The sequence below is a fragment of the Nocardia sp. NPDC057272 genome (assembly GCF_042668615.1).
Classification (GTDB): Bacteria; Actinomycetota; Actinomycetes; order Mycobacteriales; family Mycobacteriaceae; genus Nocardia.
On record NZ_JBHUYK010000046.1, the window covers coordinates 1 to 17,772 of the forward strand.

The 17,772-nt window shown below is 69.1% G+C and carries 18 protein-coding genes; 10 read left to right on the forward strand and 8 right to left on the reverse strand.

The features are described 5' to 3' along the window. Nucleotides 1-210 precede the first annotated feature (210 nt). Nucleotides 211-1,101, forward strand: a complete 891-nt coding sequence (locus ACFULV_RS33745) for an MHYT domain-containing protein (protein WP_378626683.1) — start codon at nt 211-213, stop codon at nt 1,099-1,101. On the opposite strand, the gene ACFULV_RS33750 is transcribed toward ACFULV_RS33745, so the two are convergent. From ACFULV_RS33750 to ACFULV_RS33760, 3 genes are read right to left on the reverse strand one after another with little or no spacing between them, the layout of a single operon-like run. Then, nucleotides 1,102-2,280, reverse strand: coding sequence for a cation:proton antiporter (locus tag ACFULV_RS33750; protein ID WP_378663947.1), 1,179 nt, complete (start codon nt 2,278-2,280; stop codon nt 1,102-1,104). Between the two features lie 5 nt (nt 2,281-2,285). Further along, entirely contained in the window at nt 2,286-2,768 is a 483-nt protein-coding gene (locus ACFULV_RS33755; protein ID WP_358113423.1) for a cation:proton antiporter regulatory subunit, read from the reverse strand. A 37-nt stretch (nt 2,769-2,805) separates the two neighbouring features. Further along, entirely contained in the window at nt 2,806-3,177 is a 372-nt protein-coding gene (locus tag ACFULV_RS33760) for a DUF952 domain-containing protein (RefSeq protein ID WP_378663950.1), read from the reverse strand. Between the two features lie 402 nt (nt 3,178-3,579). Here ACFULV_RS33760 and ACFULV_RS33765 point away from each other — a divergent pair, with 402 nt between their 5' ends. Next, nucleotides 3,580-3,774, forward strand: a complete 195-nt coding sequence (locus tag ACFULV_RS33765) for a hypothetical protein (protein WP_056811260.1) — start codon at nt 3,580-3,582, stop codon at nt 3,772-3,774. Nucleotides 3,775-3,866: 92 nt separating this feature from the next. Here ACFULV_RS33765 and ACFULV_RS33770 read toward each other — a convergent pair whose 3' ends face one another. After that, nucleotides 3,867-4,625, reverse strand: a complete 759-nt coding sequence (locus ACFULV_RS33770) for a TetR/AcrR family transcriptional regulator (RefSeq protein ID WP_378663953.1) — start codon at nt 4,623-4,625, stop codon at nt 3,867-3,869. 272 nt (nt 4,626-4,897) lie between these two features. Here ACFULV_RS33770 and ACFULV_RS33775 point away from each other — a divergent pair, with 272 nt between their 5' ends. Continuing rightward, the gene (locus ACFULV_RS33775) at nt 4,898-6,493 is read left to right on the forward strand and encodes a DEAD/DEAH box helicase (RefSeq protein ID WP_378663956.1); all 1,596 of its coding nucleotides are present in this window, start codon (nt 4,898-4,900) and stop codon (nt 6,491-6,493) included. After that, a complete protein-coding gene (locus tag ACFULV_RS33780; protein ID WP_378663959.1) occupies nt 6,493-7,041 on the forward strand; it encodes a hypothetical protein in 549 nt (182 codons plus the stop codon). The genes ACFULV_RS33775 and ACFULV_RS33780 overlap by 1 nt, the downstream gene beginning before the upstream one ends. 116 nt (nt 7,042-7,157) lie before the next feature. Here ACFULV_RS33780 and ACFULV_RS33785 read toward each other — a convergent pair whose 3' ends face one another. Continuing rightward, nucleotides 7,158-7,895, reverse strand: a complete 738-nt coding sequence (locus ACFULV_RS33785) for an SDR family NAD(P)-dependent oxidoreductase (RefSeq protein ID WP_378626673.1) — start codon at nt 7,893-7,895, stop codon at nt 7,158-7,160. 161 nt (nt 7,896-8,056) lie between these two features. Between ACFULV_RS33785 and ACFULV_RS33790 the strand changes: the two genes are divergently transcribed. After that, nucleotides 8,057-8,659, forward strand: coding sequence for a TetR/AcrR family transcriptional regulator (locus ACFULV_RS33790; protein WP_378663961.1), 603 nt, complete (start codon nt 8,057-8,059; stop codon nt 8,657-8,659). 46 nt (nt 8,660-8,705) lie between these two features. Here the strand turns inward: ACFULV_RS33790 and ACFULV_RS33795 are convergent, their stop codons facing one another. Then, complete coding sequence (locus tag ACFULV_RS33795) at nt 8,706-10,415, reverse strand: DEAD/DEAH box helicase (RefSeq protein WP_378628281.1); 1,710 nt, start codon at nt 10,413-10,415, stop codon at nt 8,706-8,708. 206 nt (nt 10,416-10,621) lie between these two features. Here ACFULV_RS33795 and ACFULV_RS33800 point away from each other — a divergent pair, with 206 nt between their 5' ends. Beyond that, nucleotides 10,622-11,785 (forward strand): YihY/virulence factor BrkB family protein, encoded by a 1,164-nt coding sequence (locus ACFULV_RS33800; RefSeq protein ID WP_378663964.1) that lies wholly within the window; start codon nt 10,622-10,624, stop codon nt 11,783-11,785. On the opposite strand, the gene ACFULV_RS33805 is transcribed toward ACFULV_RS33800, so the two are convergent. Next, nucleotides 11,755-11,994 (reverse strand): DUF3039 domain-containing protein, encoded by a 240-nt coding sequence (locus ACFULV_RS33805; RefSeq protein ID WP_056815556.1) that lies wholly within the window; start codon nt 11,992-11,994, stop codon nt 11,755-11,757. The genes ACFULV_RS33800 and ACFULV_RS33805 overlap by 31 nt on opposite strands. Nucleotides 11,995-12,137: 143 nt before the next feature. On the opposite strand from ACFULV_RS33805, the gene ACFULV_RS33810 reads away from it, so the two are divergent. Beyond that, entirely contained in the window at nt 12,138-12,494 is a 357-nt protein-coding gene (locus ACFULV_RS33810; RefSeq protein ID WP_378663992.1) for a DUF3099 domain-containing protein, read from the forward strand. A 3-nt stretch (nt 12,495-12,497) separates the two neighbouring features. On the opposite strand, the gene ACFULV_RS33815 is transcribed toward ACFULV_RS33810, so the two are convergent. Continuing rightward, the gene (locus ACFULV_RS33815; RefSeq protein ID WP_378663967.1) at nt 12,498-13,829 is read right to left on the reverse strand and encodes an MFS transporter; all 1,332 of its coding nucleotides are present in this window, start codon (nt 13,827-13,829) and stop codon (nt 12,498-12,500) included. A 266-nt stretch (nt 13,830-14,095) separates the two neighbouring features. Between ACFULV_RS33815 and ACFULV_RS33820 the strand changes: the two genes are divergently transcribed. The 3 genes from ACFULV_RS33820 (at nt 14,096) to ACFULV_RS33830 (ending at nt 17,681) form a co-directional block, all read left to right on the forward strand. Next, a complete protein-coding gene (locus tag ACFULV_RS33820; protein ID WP_378663969.1) occupies nt 14,096-14,833 on the forward strand; it encodes a VOC family protein in 738 nt (245 codons plus the stop codon). A 210-nt stretch (nt 14,834-15,043) separates the two neighbouring features. Further along, entirely contained in the window at nt 15,044-16,543 is a 1,500-nt protein-coding gene (locus ACFULV_RS33825) for a methyltransferase (RefSeq protein ID WP_378663972.1), read from the forward strand. A gap of 169 nt (nt 16,544-16,712) precedes the next feature. Further along, nucleotides 16,713-17,681 carry a sigma-70 family RNA polymerase sigma factor gene (locus ACFULV_RS33830; RefSeq protein ID WP_378626663.1) on the forward strand — a complete coding sequence of 323 codons (969 nt, stop codon included), beginning with the start codon at nt 16,713-16,715 and terminating at the stop codon, nt 17,679-17,681. The last annotated feature ends 91 nt before the right edge of the window (nt 17,682-17,772 follow it).

Consider the following 17,772-nt stretch of genomic DNA (forward strand, 5'->3'; position numbering starts at 1 on the left):
GTGGTGCGGGCCTCTTGTCGTTTCCCCCGCTACATTCCTAGCGGTCTGTTTTATCCAGTAAACCGATGGGTTAATCGTTTCGTGATCAAACCCACACTGCTGGATTGCACTGTGGAGGACACGGATTGGCGATCTTCGCCGTATCGTCACACCCAGCTTTTCGTTCTACCGCCTCAAGTCTGCGGTATCGGCATTGAGGGTTTTTCGCGCGTGCTCGACATTTATCACTTCAGCTACGGCTGGATCACCCCCGTTCTCGCCTACTTCATGTCCGTCACGGGCTGCCTGCTCGGACTCCAGTGCGCGGCCCGCGGTCGCAACGCCACCGAGGGACGGGTCGGCTGGCTGATCGGCGCCGCGATCGCGATCGGCGGGACCGGGATCTGGGTCATGCATTTCATCGCGATGCTCGGCTTCACCATCCGCGGCGCCGAGATCCGCTACGACATCCCGTTGACGCTGTTCAGCGCGATCACCGCGATGGTGGTGGTCGGAATCGGGCTGTTCATGGTCAACAAGCCGCAGCCGACACTGCGCTCACTGCTCTCCGGTGGCGTCATCACCGGCCTCGGTGTCGGGACCATGCACTACACCGGCATGTACGCGATGCGGTCCAGCGCGACCGTGCGCTACGACCCGGCGATCGTGGCCCTGTCGATGGTGATCGCGGTGGTGGCTTCGGTCGTGGCGCTGTGGTTCACATTGCGCGTCAAGGGTTTCCTCGCCACCGTGGGTGCGGCACTGATCATGGGTGTGGCCGTGTGCGGCATGCACTACACCGGGATGGCCTCGATGCACGCGCACACCGGACATCAAACCGCGCCCGCGAGCGGCGCCGAGGCGATGCAATTGCTGGCGCCGCTGATCGGGGTGAGCAGCATCGTCACCATGCTCGTGCTGATCAGTGTGAGCCTCACCGAGATCGAGAACGAGGAAGCGCTGCCGCGCATGTGGCTCACCTCGCGGCACCGTCCCCAGCCGCGCCCGGCCAAGCCCGCGCGACCGGTCGCGCAGTACACGCCGCCCACACAGCACGAGTACCGCACCGAGGAATTGAGTTACGACGGTGCGGGCGCCTGGCCACGCCGGGTCGTCGACTGATCAGGTCGTCGCGACACCCGAACGGCGCCTGACGAATTCGACCACCGGCTCGACGACCCGGGCCGCGATCGGGCCGAGGATCGCCATCAGCAGCACATAGGCCGAGGCCAGAGCGGCCAGCCGCGCGTCCGCCTGGCCGTAGGCGACCGCCAATCCGGCGATGACGATGGAGAATTCGCCGCGCGCCACCAGCGCCGCGCCCGCCCGCGCCCGGCCCATCCGCCGAATTCCCTGTCTGCTCGCCGCCCACCACCCGACCGCGATCTTGGTGCCGGTGGTCACCACCGCCAGCGCGACCGCCCAGGCGAACACCGGCGGGATCGCGGTCGGGTCGATCGACAGCCCGAACGCGACGAAGAAGATCGCCGCGAACAGATCACGCAGTGGCTCCAGCAGTTTCGCGGCTTCGTGCGCGGTGGACCCCGAGATGGCGATGCCGAGCAGGAACGCGCCGACCGCGGCCGAGACATTGAGTGCCGAGGCCGCCCCGGCCACGAGCAGCGCGGCGCCGAGCAGCTGGAGCAGGAACACTTCGCGATCGGCGCTGTCGACCACGGCCGAGACCACCCGCCCGAACCGCAGCGCCACCACGAGCACCACCGTGATGGTCGCCAGCGCGACCGCGAGGGAGATCAATCCGCTCAGCAGGCTCAATCCGGCCAGCATCATGGTCAGGATCGGCAGGTACACCGCCATCGCGAGGTCTTCGAGCACCAGGATCGACAGCACCACCGGGGTCTCGCGGTTACCGAGACGGCCCAGATCGTCGAGCACCTTGGCCACGATCCCCGACGACGAGATGTAGGTGACCCCGCCGAGCACGACGGCGCCGAGCACCCCCCAGCCCATGATGAGCGCCACCGCGACCCCGGGCAGCGCGTTGGCCACCAGGTCGAGGACTCCGGCTGCCCAGGAGCGCCGCAGACCGGTCATCAGCTCGGGGGCGGTGTACTCGAGCCCGAGCAGCAGAAGCAGCAGCACGACGCCGATCTCGCTCGCCATGTGCCCGAACTCGGTGGCGGCGTCGAGCTCGATGAATCCGCCGCGACCGAACGCCAGTCCGCCGAGCAGGTACAGCGGAATCGGGGACATCCCGAAGCGGCCCGCCACTCGCCCGCAGATCCCCAGCGCGAACAAGATCACGCCGAGCTCGAGCAGAGCCAAGGCCTGCGAGGTCACGGCGGTCAGCCGTGCGCGAGAATCTTCGCGGCCGCTTCCAGGCCGTCCGGGGTGCCGACGACCACGAGCAGATCACCCTCGGTGAAGGTGAAGTCCGGGCCGGGTGACGGGTGGAGCTGACCGGCGCGCATCACCGCGACGATCGAGGTCTTGGTGCGGGTGCGCATGCCGGTCTCGCCGAGCGTTCGTCCCGCGTAGGGGGATTCGTCGACGATGGCCAGCTGGCGGGTGGTGATGCCCGGCAGATCGCGATGGTCGTCGTTGAGTTTGGCGACCAGCTGCGGCGCGCCGAGCAGGTTCGCCAGCACCGACGCCTCGTCGGTGGACAGCGGCACCTGGGCTGCGATGGCGTCCGGGTCGTCGGGTTTGGACACGATCAGATCGATGTCACCGTCGCGGTGGGCGACCACCCCGACGCGGCGCCCCGACCTGACTTCGAAATCCTTGCGCACTCCGATGCCCGGTAGCGCTGTGACGTCGACGTTCACACCCTCAACAGTAGCCGCGCCCGGCCCCGATTGTGGTCTACGCCACTCCCTCCCGGCGCGGTGTGCTGAACACGCCGTCGGAGCCGGGCAGATATGGCTGCGCGGCCAGCACCGCGGCGACCGGCAGCGGTGCGTAGAGGTGCGGGAACAGCATCGACGACGGATCGCTCGGCACGCCCGGCTCCCACTTCACCGCACCGGTGAACGCCGTCGGATCCAGCCACAGCACGACCATGTCGGCGCGCCCGGCAAAGAGTCGATTGGCGGGCAGGTGGACCTGCTCCGGAGTGGACAGGTGCACGAAGCCCGCGTCGGCCAGCGAAGGCGGTCTGCGTTCGCCCGCGCGGCGAGCTTCCTCCCATTCTTGGGAAGAACACAGGTGAACAAGGGTGTGAGTGTCGGATGTCACGGGTAATCTCCGGGTAGACAACAGGTTCGGACGGTCAAGACCCTGTCACAACTCGATCGTGTTCGGCCCGGTTCGGTGCTCGGCTCGTCCGTAACGAGCAACACCGCAGCGAGCGACACATCGGCGAGTGTCAGGTTCGAGTGGGAGGTGGCATCAGCGCTTCGCGGGTGATCGGTGGGTGCTCGAGACCGACGACCGGCGGGTGTTCGCTTTCAGCGAAACCGCAGGTCTGTTATCGAAAACACAAAGATTCACTTCCGGGAACAAAGCCTGAACCCCGAACGTCTGACAGAGTAGTCGTACCACTGCTGGGAAGTAGCGGATGCGAGCCGCGTGGAGTGACCACGAGGCCCACACCTAGGCGAACGGCCACGCAGCGCCGGGAGCCGGGACGGAGGAGTCATGCCAGGAACACTGACCAGCACCCCACTGACCGCACTCGATCGTTGCGATCGTTGCGGGGCGGCTGCCCGAGTGCGTGCCGTGCTTCCCGCGGGTGGCGAGTTGCTCTTCTGCCAGCACCACGCGAATGAACACATGGACCGCTTGCGCGAACTCGAAGCCGTGATCAACACGGACGAAGCTCCCGCGATCTGACCACTCCTCGCGTCCGAAACAACAACATCTGACAACAGAAAACCCCCGACAGCGGGCGACCCGGACAGGGCGCCCGCTGTCGCTGTATCCGGCTATCGAGCGTCGGCGAGAATGCCGTCGACGAGGGTGGCCACGCCGTAGTCGAACGCGCCGTCCGGGTCGGCGGGCGCCTGGTAGTGCTCGCCCACGGTCGTCCCGACCCGCCCGGCGAGCGGAAATTCGCCGGCGGGCATCACCTGGGCCAGCAGGGGTCCGTTGACCTCCCACCATTGCGCGTCGCTCAGCTGCGCGGCGGCGCCCGCGGCCGCGATGGCGAGGCGGGCATTGCCGGTCGCGAAGTCGGTGAGGACCGCGATCGCGCGGTCCATGGCCAGGTCGCTCAGGCCGATGCCCTCGATCGCCGCCAGCTGATGTTCGTAGCGGCGCATGCGGGCGGGGCCGAGCACCTGACGCCACGGGGACACCTCGAGGAGCCAGGGGTGCTCGATCAGCTCGACCCTGATCCGGGTCGCGACGGTGATCATGCGTTCGCGGACCGGCAGGTCGGCCGGGATCGGGGAGTCCGCCGCGGCCACGGCGTCGACCATGAGCACGATCAGGGCGTCCTTGCTGGGGACATAGGTGTAGAGACTCATCGCGCGCAGACCGAGTTGCGTGGCGACCGCGCGGATCGTCAGCTTGTCGATGCCGTCGCGGTCGGCCAGGGTGATGCCCGCCGCTACCACATCGTCGACGGTGAGCCCGGGTTTCGGGCCACGCGCGCCCGGCTTCGACGGCAAGGAGTGCCGCCACAGCAATTCGAGGATCCGGGTGGCCTGAGCGGTCGATTCCCCGTCCTGGTCAGCGGGCACGAGTCTCCTCTCCGGAGATTGTTTCGAGCGTTCGGGAACAAACTCAGTACAGTGTACGTTGTTCGGTTGTTCGTGCTACCCGATCAGAGGAGAACGTTCTGCCCGCCATTCAGGCCACCTACCTTCCCGACCGTCACCTGTTCGCCCTGTGGACCTGGACCGGGCACGACACCGGGCCCGCGCCGACGGGGGTCGGCGATCCGGAACAGCTCACCCTCGCACTGCCGGTCGGTGAACGCGGCGCGATCGAACCCGTCGAGGTGGCGACCGCGGTGGTGACACCCGCCGAACTGGTCGACGTCACCCTCGGCGACCTCGCCCCGTCCGCGCTGGCCTGGCGCGCGTCGATGACCGACGAGCGGTCCGTCACCTTGCCCACCGCCGCGCACGCCGTCCCCGACGCGGTCGGCACCGCGATCGTGTCCGCCGAGCGGGCGGCGCGGGTGTTGCGCGAGACGCGGTCCCTCGACGGGGAGCTGGCGGGAGTTCTCGATGCCACGCTGCGGCCGTATCAGGTCCGCGGGGTGGGGTGGTTGCGCGAGACCGTGTCGGCGTTCGGCGGGGCCGTGCTGGCCGATGAGATGGGACTCGGGAAGACGGTGCAGACCATCGGGTTCCTGCAGGGCCGTTCCGACGGTCCGCAGTTGGTGGTGTGTCCGACCTCGCTGGTGGGCAACTGGGTGCACGAGATCGAACGGTTCGCGCCGGGGTTGAAGCCGGTGTCGTGGCGTGGTGGCGCGGTGCCCGCCGGGGCGGGGACGGTTCTCGTGACCGGGTATCCGACCCTGCGGCTGCACGGGGCGGCACTGACCGGTGAGCAGTGGGCCACCGTGGTGTTCGACGAGGCGCAGGCACTGAAGAATCCGCGCACCCAGGTGTCGCGGGCGGCGCGCGCGTTGACCGCCGACGCGAAGGTCGCGCTGACCGGAACGCCGGTGGAGAACCACCTCGACGAACTGTTCGCGCTGCTCAATCTCACCGTGCCGCGACTGTTCGCGCATCGCACGCAGTTCCGGCGCCGGTTCGTGCGGCCGATCGAGGAGGGTTCGGCCTCGGCCGCGGCACGACTCAGGGACGCCGTCGAGCCGGTTGTCCTCGGACGCAAGAAGCTTCAGGTGGTGGCGTCACTGCCCGCGAAGATCCACAGCGATCTGCTGTGCGATCTCAGCGCCGAGCAGGAACGGGTGTACGACGCGGTGCTCGCCGATGCCCTCGATGAGGGCTTCGGCTCCGGCCTGCAACGACAGGGACGGGTACTGGCCGCGCTCACCCACCTCAAGCAGGTGTGCAACCACCCCGGACTGGTTTCCGGCGACCTGGGCGAACTCGCGGGCCGCTCCGGCAAACTCGACCTGTGCACCGACATCGTGGCCACCAACCTCGACACCGGTGACCCCACGCTGATCTTCACCCAGTACCGCAAGACCGGCGACCTGCTGGTGCGGCACCTGGCCGAGCAGTTCGGCGTCGACGCGCCGTTCTTCCACGGCGGGCTCGACGCGACCCAGCGCGGCGACCTCGTCACCCGCTTCCAGGCGCCGGACGGGCCGCCGGTGCTGATCCTGAGCCTGCGCGCGGCCGGCACCGGCCTCACCCTCACCCGTGCGGCCGATGTGATCCATTTCGATCGCTGGTGGAATCCGGCGGTGGAGGCGCAGGCCTCGGACCGGGCGCACCGGATCGGGCAGACCCGCACCGTCACCGTCACCACCCTCACCAGCGCCACCACGGTGGAGGAACACATCGCCGCGATGCACACCCGCAAGTCCGCGCTGACGGACCTGTCCGATGCGGCGGGCATCGCCGAACTGGCCCGCCTCGACGACGACGCCCTCGTCGACATCCTGCGCCGGAAGCGAGAGAACTGATGGCCGACAACGAATTCGGTTACACCCAGTGGGGTCGGGATTGGGTGCGCCTGGCCGAACCGCTGCGCCAGACCCGGCCGGAACCACTGCTGCCCCGCGCCCGCAGCATCGCGCGCAACGACGGTGTGCGCGTCGAGATCGAGGGGCGAACGGTGCGCGCGCACCTGCATCGCGGCGGTCAGGCCTCGATCGCGCACGTCGAGGTGGCACCGCTGTCGCGGGCGGCGGTGACCGCGATCGGTCAGACGATCACCGACCCGACCGTCCTCACCGACGAGATGCACCGCGCCTTGGCCGACGCGGGCCACTCCCCCGCGCCGACCCTGGTGAGCACCGATTGTTCCTGCTCGGCACGGACCTCGCGCTGCCTGCACGTGTTCGCGACGCTGTACACGATCGCGCGCAGGGTCGACGAGAATCCGCGCCTCGCACTGGAATTGCAGGGGTACTTCGACGCGACCGCCGAATCCGACACGCCCACCCAGGAACAACGCTGGACTCCCCTGCACACCCTCGACCCGGTCGACTTCTTCGACATCGCCCGTTAGGCGATCGGCCGACGAGACCTCCTGGAACGCAACGGGTTATCCCTGAGTCCTGCCGTTCCCGGTCGACGTAGCCGGCATCCCGAAGATGCACAGACCGTTCGGGCGGCGCCCGCCGCTCAGGCGTTGGTGCCGCCGTCGACGGTGAGGATCGCGCCGGTGATCGATCGGCCCGAGGGACCCGCGAGGAAGGCGACCAGGTCGGCCACGTCGGCGGCGGCACCGAAACGGCCCAGCGCGTTGAACTCCCGTTGCGTAGGAGCGTGCCCGCTGTCCGCGGGGTTCATGTCGGTGTCGGTCGGTCCGGGCTGGACGAGGTTGACCGTGATGCCGCGCGGACCGAGCTCGCGCGCAAGGGCTTTGGTGAAGCCGTTGAGGGCCGACTTGCTGAGGTTGTAGAGCGACAGCCCACCGAAGAGCGCGCGTTCGGACAGGTTGGAGCCGATGGAGATGATCCGGCCGCCGTCACCGAGGTACGGGAGGGCGGCCTGGCCCGCGACGAAGGCGGCGCGGGCGTGGATGTTCAGCGCGCGGTCGATCTCGTCGAGGGTGAACTCCTCGTAGGGCTTGGCCGGGAAGATGCCCGCGTTGTTCACGAGGACGTCGAGCCCGCCCAGTTCGCGCGCGGTCTGTTCCACGGCGGCGACGACCGCCGCGGCGTCGGCGCTGTCGGCCTTGATCGGCAGCGCCCGCCTGCCCAGCGCCTCGATCTCGGCGGCCACTGCCTTCGCGGCGACCTCGTCACGCTGATAGGTGAACGCCACATCGGCGCCGGCGGCGGCCAGCGCGCGGGCGATGGCCGCGCCGATCCCGCGGCTCGCGCCGGTTACCAGGGCCACGGTGTTGCTGCTCGTCATCAGGCTCGCTCCAATTGTGTAGTGGTCGATACACAAATAGAGAACCGCATCCACAGCGCTGCCGTCAAGAGTTTCTTACCGATCGACACAGAAATAGGCGGCGACGAACGCGGACGTCCGCGGGCGCGGTATATTTACCGATCGGCACAGAAAGGTTTCGCATGGCAGACCGCGGGCGCCCCCGAGGCTTCGACCGTGACGTCGCGCTGCGCCGCGCGATGGAGGTGTTCTGGGAGCTCGGCTACGACGGCGCCTCGATGAGCGACCTCACCGCCGCCATGGGCATCAACTCGCCCAGCCTCTACGCCGCCTTCGGCGACAAGGAAGCCCTGTTCCGCGCCGCCGTCGAGCTCTACCGCCACACCGAGGGCTCCTACACGGCCAGGGCGCTGCGCGAGCAACCCACCGCCTACGCCGCGATCGAGGCGATGCTGCGCGACAACATCACCCACTACACCGATCCCGGTCTGCCCAACGGCTGCATGGTCGTCCTCGCCGGCGCGACCTACACCACCCGCAACGCCGCGGTGCGCGAATTCCTGGTCGAAGCCCGTCGCCACACCACGGCCGACATCCGCGCCCGCCTCGATCGCGGCGTCACCGACGGCGACCTCTCCCCCGACACCGATACGGCCTCGCTGGCTATGCTGTACAGCACTGTCCTGTACGGGTTGTCGATCCAGGCCAGAGACGGCGTCAGCCCCGGCGAACTCAGCGCCGCCGTCGACAGCGCGCTGTGCACACTCGAAGCCGTGACACGCTAGGCGCAGCCTTCGCCGCCGGGCCGACGCGCCGCCGAGGTTCGGTCTCTCAGAGTCGGCGCAGGGCGGCGATGCGTTCGCCCAATTGATCGACACTCGCCAATGCCGTAGGCGGGCCACCACATTCGCGACGGAGTTCGCCGTGGATCACGCCGTGGGGTTTGCCGGTGCGGTGGTGGTGCATCGCGACGAGGCTGTTGAGTTCACGGCGCAGCTCGCCCAGTTTGTCCGAGGTGGCGACACGTTCGGCGACGGCCGCGGGCTGGGGGGCGGACTCCTGCGCGGCGCTACGGTCGGCCAGCTGACGGGTCTGACGGTCGCGGAGCAGAGCACGCATCTGGTCGGCGTCGAGCAGACCGGGAATGCCGAGGTAGTCGGCTTCCTCGTCGCTGCCCGCGATGGTGGCGGTGCCGAAGGAGGATCCGTCGTAGATCACCTGGTCGAGCTCGGCGTCCGCGGCGAGGGCGACAAAGGACTTCTCGTCCTCACCGGGCTCGTCCTTGGCCTTGTTCGCGTCCATCAGGAGCTCGTCGTCGAGGCCGTCCTTCTCGCGGTGCGGCTTGCCGATGACGTGATCGCGCTGCAACTCCAGCTGCGCGGCCAGGTCGAGCAACACCGGCACCGACGGCAGGAACACGCTCGCGGTCTCTCCCGGCTTGCGGGCACGCACGAAACGGCCGATGGCCTGCGCGAAGTACAGCGGCGTCGAGGCGCTGGTGGCGTAGACGCCGACGGCGAGGCGTGGCACGTCGACACCCTCGGACACCATGCGCACCGCGACCATCCACGGCTGTGTGCCTTTACCGAACTCGCCGATGCGCTGGGAGGACTGCGGGTCGTCCGAGAGCACCACCGACGGCCGCTCGCCACAGATGTGCTCGAGCAGTTCGGCGTAGTCGCGGGCACGTTCCTGATCGGTGGCGATCACCAGACCGCCCGCGTCGGGCATGCCCGACGCGCGCAGCTGACGCAGGCGCACGTCGGCTGCGCGCAGCACCGCCGAGATCCAGTCACCCGCCGGGTCGAGGGCCGTGCGCCAGGCTCGCGCGGTGTGTTCGGCGCTGAGCGGTTCGCCGAGGCGGGCGGTGTGTTCCTCGCCCGCGCTGTCGCGCCAGTGCGCGTCACCGGAGTAGGCCAGGAACACCACCGGACGCACGACGCCGTCGGCGAGCGCGTCGGCATAGCCGTAGGAGTGATCGGCGCGCGAACGCGGGAAACCGCCCTCGTCGGGCTCGTAGGTGACGAACGGGATCTTCGAATCGTCACTGCGGAACGGGGTTCCGGTCAGCGCCAGTCGGCGTGTCGCGTCGCCGAACGCCTCCTCGGTCGCCTCGCCCCAGGTCTTGGCGTCGCCCGCGTGATGGATCTCGTCGAGGATCACCAGCGTGCGACGATTCTCGGTGCGCACCCGGTGCCGTGTCGGGTGGGCGGCGACCTGGGCATAGGTCACCACGACGCCGTGATAGTCGCCGGAGGTCGCGCCGGTGGAGTTGGAGAACCGCGAGTCCAGCTGGATCCCGGTGCGCGCGGCCGCGGCGGACCACTGGTGCTTGAGGTGTTCGGTCGGGGCTACGACGGTGATCTGGTCCACCGTGCGATCGGCCAGCAACTCCGCGGCAACACGCAGCGCGAAGGTGGTCTTACCGGCGCCGGGCGTCGCGACCGCGAGGAAGTCGCGCGGCTTGGTGGCCAGGTACTTCGTCAACGCGCGCCGCTGCCAGGCGCGCAACGAACCCGACGGGGCACCTCCCGCGGCAATCTCGCCCGGTGTCCCCGCTTGCTTCGCCGTAGCGGCGCCACCCGACCCAGTCACGCAGTCGACCCTAGCCGCCCGATGCGGCGTGTCGCCAAACCGACGCGGGCTGGGCGACAGGCATCACAACCGCGCACGTGGTCACCGGCCATTTACCTGTTACCCGCCGACACGATGCCCGGCCCGCACCACACAGACCCCCAACGTGCGGGATGCTTGACACCGAGATGAACAACGACCAGGTCCCGGCTGCCGACGCGGCGCACCCGGCGCAGGCGCTGCCGCCCCGCGACTCGCCCGCGCGCCCTGTGGTCGGCGCGCAGGCCGCTCCGCAACGTCGCAGCGATCACGCGCCGTGGGTGCGATGGCTGGCTACGGCATGGCGACTGGTGGTCCGGGTCGCGGTCAAGTGCTGGGACAACTCGATTTTCGCCAAGTCCGCGGCGGCGGCGTTCTGGCAGACCCTGTCGCTGGCACCACTGCTGCTCGGCCTCCTCGGCAGCCTCGGCTATGTGGGCGGGTTGTTCGGGCCCGACACCGTGCAGATCGTGGAGAGCAAGATCATCGCGTTCAGCCGCGAGTTCTTCAGCCCGTCGGTGGTCTCGGATCTGATCGAACCGACCGTCGACGACGTGCTCGGCCGAGGGCGCGGCGCGCTGGTGTCGGTGGGTTTCGTGCTGTCGCTGTGGGCGGGGTCCTCGGCGATGGCCACCTTCGTCGACGCCATCGTGGAGGCGCACGGACAGCAGGACGCTCGTCATCCGATCTGGCAGCGGATCTTCGCGCTGCTGCTCTACGTGCAGTTCCTGGTGGCCGCGGTGCTCATCCTGCCGGTGATCGCACTGGGTCCCACCAGGATCGGGCGGGTGCTGCCCGAGGCGTGGCGGGAGCCGGGATTGCGGCTGATCGACACGTTCTACTACCCGATCGTCGGGTTGCTGCTGATCGTCGGGCTGACCACGCTCTACAAGCTGGCCCTGCACAAATCGCTGCCGTGGCATCGGCTGTTCGGCGGCGCGCTGGTGGCCGGGGTCTTCTTCATGGCGGCCAGCGACCTGCTGCGCCGGTACCTGTCGTGGATCACCGCCACCGGGGTGAGCTACGGCGCGCTGGCCACCCCGATCGCGTTCCTGCTGTTCACGTACTTCCTCGGCTTCGCGGTGATCCTGGGCGCGGAGTTCAACGCCGCCGTTCAGGAGTTCTGGCCTGCCCGGGCCACCCGGATCGAGCAGGTCAAGGAATGGATCACCAGCCAGGTGCGCGGTGACGACGACGATGACGATGAGCACGGCGAAACCGCCGGGGCCCGCTCCGAGGCACCGGCGTCACCGACCGAGCCCTCGGCTCAGTCGCCGTCCTTGCGCAAGCCCTCGTAGACCTTCTTGCAGTCCGGGCACACGGGCGAGCCGGGCTTGGCCGAACGCGTCACCGGGAAAACCTCGCCACACAGGGCGACGACCATCGTGCCCATCACGGCACTTTCGGCGATCCGGTCCTTCTTCACGTAATGGAAGAATTTGGGGGTGTCGTCGCTGGTCGTCTCGTCGGTCGTGGTTTCCGGGCGTACCAGAGTGTCTGTACTCACGCCTTCCATGATGCCGCATCCCGACCCCGGGCCGCTGACCAGCCGCGTGTGCGCTCGATGACGCCGAGTGGAAGACTCGGGGTATGCAGTCCTACGGCGATGTCCCAGGCGCCGACGAACCGAAGCCGGACCCGGAAGTGACGATGCCCCCCGAGCCCAAGTCCTCGCGTGGGTTCTTCCGGCCCGCCCCCGCCGAACACGCCGTGCTGATCACCGAGGCCGCACCCTCGCTCGACGAGCAGCATCGCGCCAGGGTGCGCCGCTACACGTTCATCATGGCCTTCCGGATCCCCTGCCTGATCCTGGCCGCGATCGCCTACAGCGCGTTCGAGAACCCGCTGCTCTCGATCCTGATCATCGCCGCCTCGGTGCCGCTGCCGTGGATCGCGGTGCTGATCGCCAACGACCGCCCGCCGCGGACCAAGGACGAACCCAGCCGCTGGGACGGCCGCACGAACCAGATCGCACTGGAATCCGGACGGCACAAGACCCTGGAATAGCGGCTACGCGGCCGTTGCCGGTCTGCGGACCAGCATCGACATGACCGCGGCGATCCCGCAGAGCGCACCCGCCACGTACCAGGCGAGGTCGTAGGAGCCTTGGACGTCGCGGATGAAGCCCGCGCCGGTGGCGGCCACGGCGGCGCCGACCTGGTGGGCGGCGAAGACCCAGCCGAACGCGATCGGGCCGTCGGCGCCGAAGAGTTCGCGGCACAGCAGCACGGTCGGCGGGACGGTCGCGATCCAGTCCAGGCCGTAGAACACGATGAACACCCACATACTCGGCTCGGTGTGCGGGCCGAGCAGCGACGGCAGGATCAGGAGCGAGAGCCCGCGCAGCGAGTAGTAGCCGAGGAGCAGGTAGCGCGGATCCACGCGGTCCGAGAGCCAGCCCGAGGCGATGGTGCCTGCCACATCGAAGATCCCGACCAGCGCGAGCAGCCCGGCCGCGGTGGTCGGCGGCATGCCGTGGTCGTGGGCCGCGGTGACGAAATGAGTGCCGACCAGGCCGTTCGTCGAAGCCCCACAGATCGCGAAACCGCCCGCCAGCAGCCAGAATCCGGGTCGGCGCGCGGCCGAGGCGAGCACCTTCAACGCCCGGTTGGCACCGCCCACGATCGGGACTCGCGCGCCCGCGTCCGAATCGGCCGGCGCCCCGTACGCGCGGACACCGACGTCGCTGGGATAGTCGCGCACGAACAGCCAGACCAGCGGCACCACCGACAGTGCCACTGCCGCCACGATCAACGACGGCAGCCGCCAGCCGTGCTCGGTGGCCAGCATCGACACCAGCGGCAGGAACACCAGCTGACCGGTGGCGCCCGCCGCGGTGAGCACTCCGGTGACCAGGCCACGACTCCGGACGAACCAACGACCGGTGATGGTCGCGACGAACGGCATCGACATCGACCCGACGCCGACACCCACCAGCAATCCCCACGTCGCCACCAGTTGCCACGCCTGGGTCATGAACACCGTCAGCCCGCTGCCCGCGGCGATCAGCACCAGCGCCGAACACACCACCTTGCGGATGCCGAATCGGTCCATCAGCGCGGCGGCGAACGGCGAGATCAGGCCGTAGAGCAGCATATTCAGCGAGATGGCGGTGGAGATCGTGGCGTGTGACCACCCGAATTCGGTGTGCAGCGGCTCGATGAGGACGCTGGGGACCGAGCGGAAGGCGGCCGCGCCGAGCAGGGCGACGAAGCCGACGCCCGCCACGATCCACGCGGGATGGAGTCGACGACGTTCGTCGGTGACCGATGCCGGTGCGGAAGTGAGGTCGCCGGCCGGGTCGTCGCCGGTGGGCGGCGCGGGCACACGTAAATCGGTCACTCGGCCAGCGTGCCGGATCGACGCCGAGCGAGCGAGTGGCCGGTGTGACATGTTTCGTCAATATCCCGCCAACGGCGGGGTACCGGCGGCGAGCGAACTGCGCACGAAGGGCCGTGACAGCGGAGCCCGCACACCGAACCGATAAGGCTGTCGACAGCGGAGCGCGGGCCGCCTACCGTTCGGACAGGACCACCCGAGCTGCCTGACAGGACAACCGAATCCGGCCGACGGCTCCAGAGGCGTCCTCATAGTGGAAGGGAGACAGCATGATTCGCTGGACCTGGGCCTTTCTCGACCGACCCGTCGACACTTTCGCCGACTGCGCACGATTCTGGGCACGGGTCACCGACTCCACGGTCTCGGAACCGCGCGGCGAACACGATGAGTTCATCACCCTGCTGCCCGCCACCGGGCCCGCGTGGATCAAGATGCAAGCCGTCCACGACGACGGCGGCATCCACCTGGATCTCGACGTCGACGATCTCCCCGCGGCGGTAGCGACCGCGACCGGGCTCGGCGCCCACGTGGTCGCCGAGGTGGACGGCTACACCGTGCTGGAATCGCCTGCCGGACAGACGTTCTGCCTCATACCGTCTACCGAGCCCGCCGGTCTCGGTCCGGCGCCGATCACGGTGTCGACCGCGCCCGATGGCACAGTGACCCGCCTCGACCAGATCTGCCTCGACCTGTCCCCCACCGACATCGACGCCGATACCGCCTTCTGGCAGGCACTCACCGACTGGACGCACAAGCCCGGCCGCCGCCCGGAATTCTCGCGCCTGCGTGGCCCCGACCAGCCACTGCACTTTCTGCTCCAGCGCCTCGATGAACCCGGCCCCACCGGCGCGCACGCCGACCTGGCCTCGTCGAACATCACCGCCACCGCAGCCTGGCACGAGTCCCTCGGCGCTACCCGGGTCACCGACGCCGAACACTGGATCGTCCTGCGTGACCCCGGAAATGCGCTGTACTGCGTGACATCCAGGGACCCCTACACCGGCTGAACCGCCACACACAGCGACCTGCCGCGAACACTGTCGATGTGCCGGTCCACTCAACGGCTTTCCATCCGGCCGCGCGAGGAACAAGCCGCCACAGCTACCGCGGTATTCAGCCGAGCCCGGGGTCTGCGCACGCGGCGACGCGCAGTGGCAGCTGGTCGTTCTCAGTGCTCGTGGCCCTGGCAGAGTAGGCGGGTGCCTACGAACCCGACGATGACCGACTCCCTGCTCACCGCGCTGTGCCCGGACCTGCGCACCGCGCTGATCCGGGTCGGCTACGACGCCGACACCCTCGTCGAGGCGTTGGGGCCCGATGTGCATGCGGCACTGAGCCGTTCGGAGCCGGTGCCGGTGCGGCGGGCGGCGCGCGCGGCGGGCGACCTCGGCACACTGGTGCGATTGCTGCTGCTCGGCGACGTCCTGCCGGAGCGCGACGTCGCGACCGCGTTGGCGCCGGTGCGCATCGACGCGGCGGTGGCGGCGGGTCTGCTCGCGCGCGACGGTGACCAGGTGCGGGCCGCGCTGGATCTGCGGCCGCTCGATGTCGGCGCGGGTACCCGGTGGATCCTGTCCGATCTCGACGATTCGATGCGGCGGCGCACGCTCACCGAGGATCACGTCCTCGGCGTCGGGCACGCGTCGCTGTCGTTGCTGCGCGCCACACCCACCGAACCCGTGGGCACCGTGCTGGATCTGGGCACCGGCTGCGGTGTGCAGGCCGTGCACGCGGCGGGTTACGCGGGCCGGGTCACCGCCACCGATGTCAACGCGCGGGCCCTGTGGCTGGCGCAGGCCACGGCCGCGCTCAACGAACTCGATATCGAACTGCTCGAGGGGTCCTGGTTCGAGCCGGTGGCCGGGCGGCGCTTCGACCAGGTCGTGGCCAATCCGCCGTTCGTGGTCGGTCCGGCACGCATCGAGCACACCTATCGCGACTCCGGACTCGCCCTGGACGGGGCCAGCGAGCTGGTCATCGGGCAGGCGCCCGAGCTACTGGCCCCCGGCGGCACGGCCGCCATGCTCGCCGCCTGGGTGCACGTGGACGGCGAGGACTGGCGTCAACGCGTGTCGAGCTGGTTGCCCGCCCACGGCGTCGACGCGTGGGTCGTGCAGCGCGACGTCGCCGATCCGGGCCTCTACGTCGGCACCTGGCTGCGCGACGCGGGCCTGGACCCGCGTGACCCGGCCGCCCAGGAACAGGCGGCGCGGTGGCTCGACGCCTTCGAGGCCGCCGACGTCGAAGGCGTCGGGTTCGGTTTCGTCTACCTGCGCGCGATCGACGGCCCCACCGAACTCCTCGCCGAGGACCTCACCCACGGTTTCGACGACCCGCTAGGCACCGAGGTGGCCGGGTATTTCGCGCGGTCGGCATGGTTGCGCGCGGTGGCCGCCGACGAAAACCTCGCGTGGGCATCCCGTTTCGCGCCGAGCCCGGCGACCGCGCTGGAGCGGGTGTATCTGCCCGGCGAGTTCGGCTGGACCGAGCAGGTGGCCCGGCTTCATCGCGGCGACGGACCACGCTGGCAGCACGAGGTCGACGAGTCGACGGTCGCGCTGGTCGCGGGAATGCGGCCCGACGGGCTGCCGTTGTACGAACTGATCGAACTACTCGCCCTCGCCGACGGAGCGGAGCAGGTCACGCCGGAATTCGCCGCCCAGGCCCTCGGTGTGGTCGCCGGACTCGTCCGGCACGGACTGGTGCGGCCCGTCTGAACCGCCCCGCGGTGGCAGCGAGTTCCGACCAGGACCCTCTTCTCAGGAACTTCTCAGCCGTTGGGGTGGGAACCAGCAGCTCAGAGCGGTTTATCGACCGCGGGATCGGGAACTTTCTCTAAGTCGGGTCCGTTGATCGGAGTGAGACACCACCGACAGGAGGCAAGTCATGACAAGCCCCGCCACCACTCGTTTGCGCCCCAGCGAGGCCGATATCGACGCCCAGAGCCCCGCAGCCGATCTGGTACGCGTGTACCTCAACGGAATCGGACGCACGGCACTGCTCACGGCGGCCGACGAGGTCGAATTGGCCAAGCGCATCGAGGCGGGCCTGTATGCCCAGAACCTGCTGTCAACCAGTAAGCGGTTGACGGCGGCTCGCAAGCGCGACCTGGCGATTCTGGTTCGCGAGGGCTCTGCCGCCCGCTCGCACCTGCTCGAGGCCAACCTGCGTCTGGTCGTATCCCTGGCCAAGCGCTACACGGGCCGCGGCATGCCGCTGCTGGACCTGATCCAGGAGGGCAACCTCGGGCTGATCCGCGCGATGGAGAAGTTCGATTACGCCAAGGGCTTCAAGTTCTCCACCTACGCCACCTGGTGGATCCGTCAGGCCATCACCCGCGGCATGGCCGATCAGAGCCGCACCATCCGGCTGCCCGTGCACCTGGTCGAACAGGTGAACAAGCTCGCCAGGATCAAGCGTGAACTGCATCAGCAGCTGGGCCGCGAGGCCACCGACGCCGAGCTCGCAAACGAGTCGGGCATCCCGGTGGAGAAGATCGCCGATCTGCTCGACCACAGCCGCGACCCGGTGAGCCTGGACATGCCCGTCGGCAACGACGAGGAGGCTCCCCTGGGCGACTTCATCGAGGACTCCGAGGCCACCTCCGCCGAGAGCGCCGTCATCGCCGGCCTGCTGCACCACGACGTGCGCAGCGTCCTGGCCACCCTCGACGAGCGCGAACAGCAGGTCATCCGCCTGCGCTTCGGTCTCGACGACGGCCAGCCGCGCACCCTGGACCAGATCGGCAAGCTCTTCGGCCTGTCCCGCGAGCGGGTCCGCCAGATCGAGCGCGAGGTCATGTCCAAGCTGCGCAAGGGCGACCGCGCCGACCGCTTGCGCGCCTACGCCAGCTGATCCGAAAACTCGACGGCCCCGCGGGGTCGTCTGCCGAAACGCCGACCGGCGACCGCGCACCCCTCCCCTCCGGGTCGCGAGCCGGTCGGCG

What these genes read in the sequence shown, in the direction of transcription:
- ACFULV_RS33810 (WP_378663992.1), top strand. Translation starts at nt 12,138, where the DNA reads ATGCCCCCCGAGCCCAAGTCCTCGCGTGGGTTCTTCCGGCCCGCCCCC.
- ACFULV_RS33830 (WP_378626663.1), top strand. Translation starts at nt 16,713, where the DNA reads ATGACAAGCCCCGCCACCACTCGTTTGCGCCCCAGCGAGGCCGATATC.
- ACFULV_RS33820 (WP_378663969.1), top strand. Translation starts at nt 14,096, where the DNA reads ATGATTCGCTGGACCTGGGCCTTTCTCGACCGACCCGTCGACACTTTC.
- ACFULV_RS33780 (WP_378663959.1), top strand. Translation starts at nt 6,493, where the DNA reads ATGGCCGACAACGAATTCGGTTACACCCAGTGGGGTCGGGATTGGGTG.
- ACFULV_RS33825 (WP_378663972.1), top strand. Translation starts at nt 15,044, where the DNA reads ATGACCGACTCCCTGCTCACCGCGCTGTGCCCGGACCTGCGCACCGCG.
- ACFULV_RS33790 (WP_378663961.1), top strand. Translation starts at nt 8,057, where the DNA reads ATGGCAGACCGCGGGCGCCCCCGAGGCTTCGACCGTGACGTCGCGCTG.
- ACFULV_RS33765 (WP_056811260.1), top strand. Translation starts at nt 3,580, where the DNA reads ATGCCAGGAACACTGACCAGCACCCCACTGACCGCACTCGATCGTTGC.
- ACFULV_RS33785 (WP_378626673.1), bottom strand. Translation starts at nt 7,895, where the DNA reads ATGACGAGCAGCAACACCGTGGCCCTGGTAACCGGCGCGAGCCGCGGG.
- ACFULV_RS33800 (WP_378663964.1), top strand. Translation starts at nt 10,622, where the DNA reads ATGCTTGACACCGAGATGAACAACGACCAGGTCCCGGCTGCCGACGCG.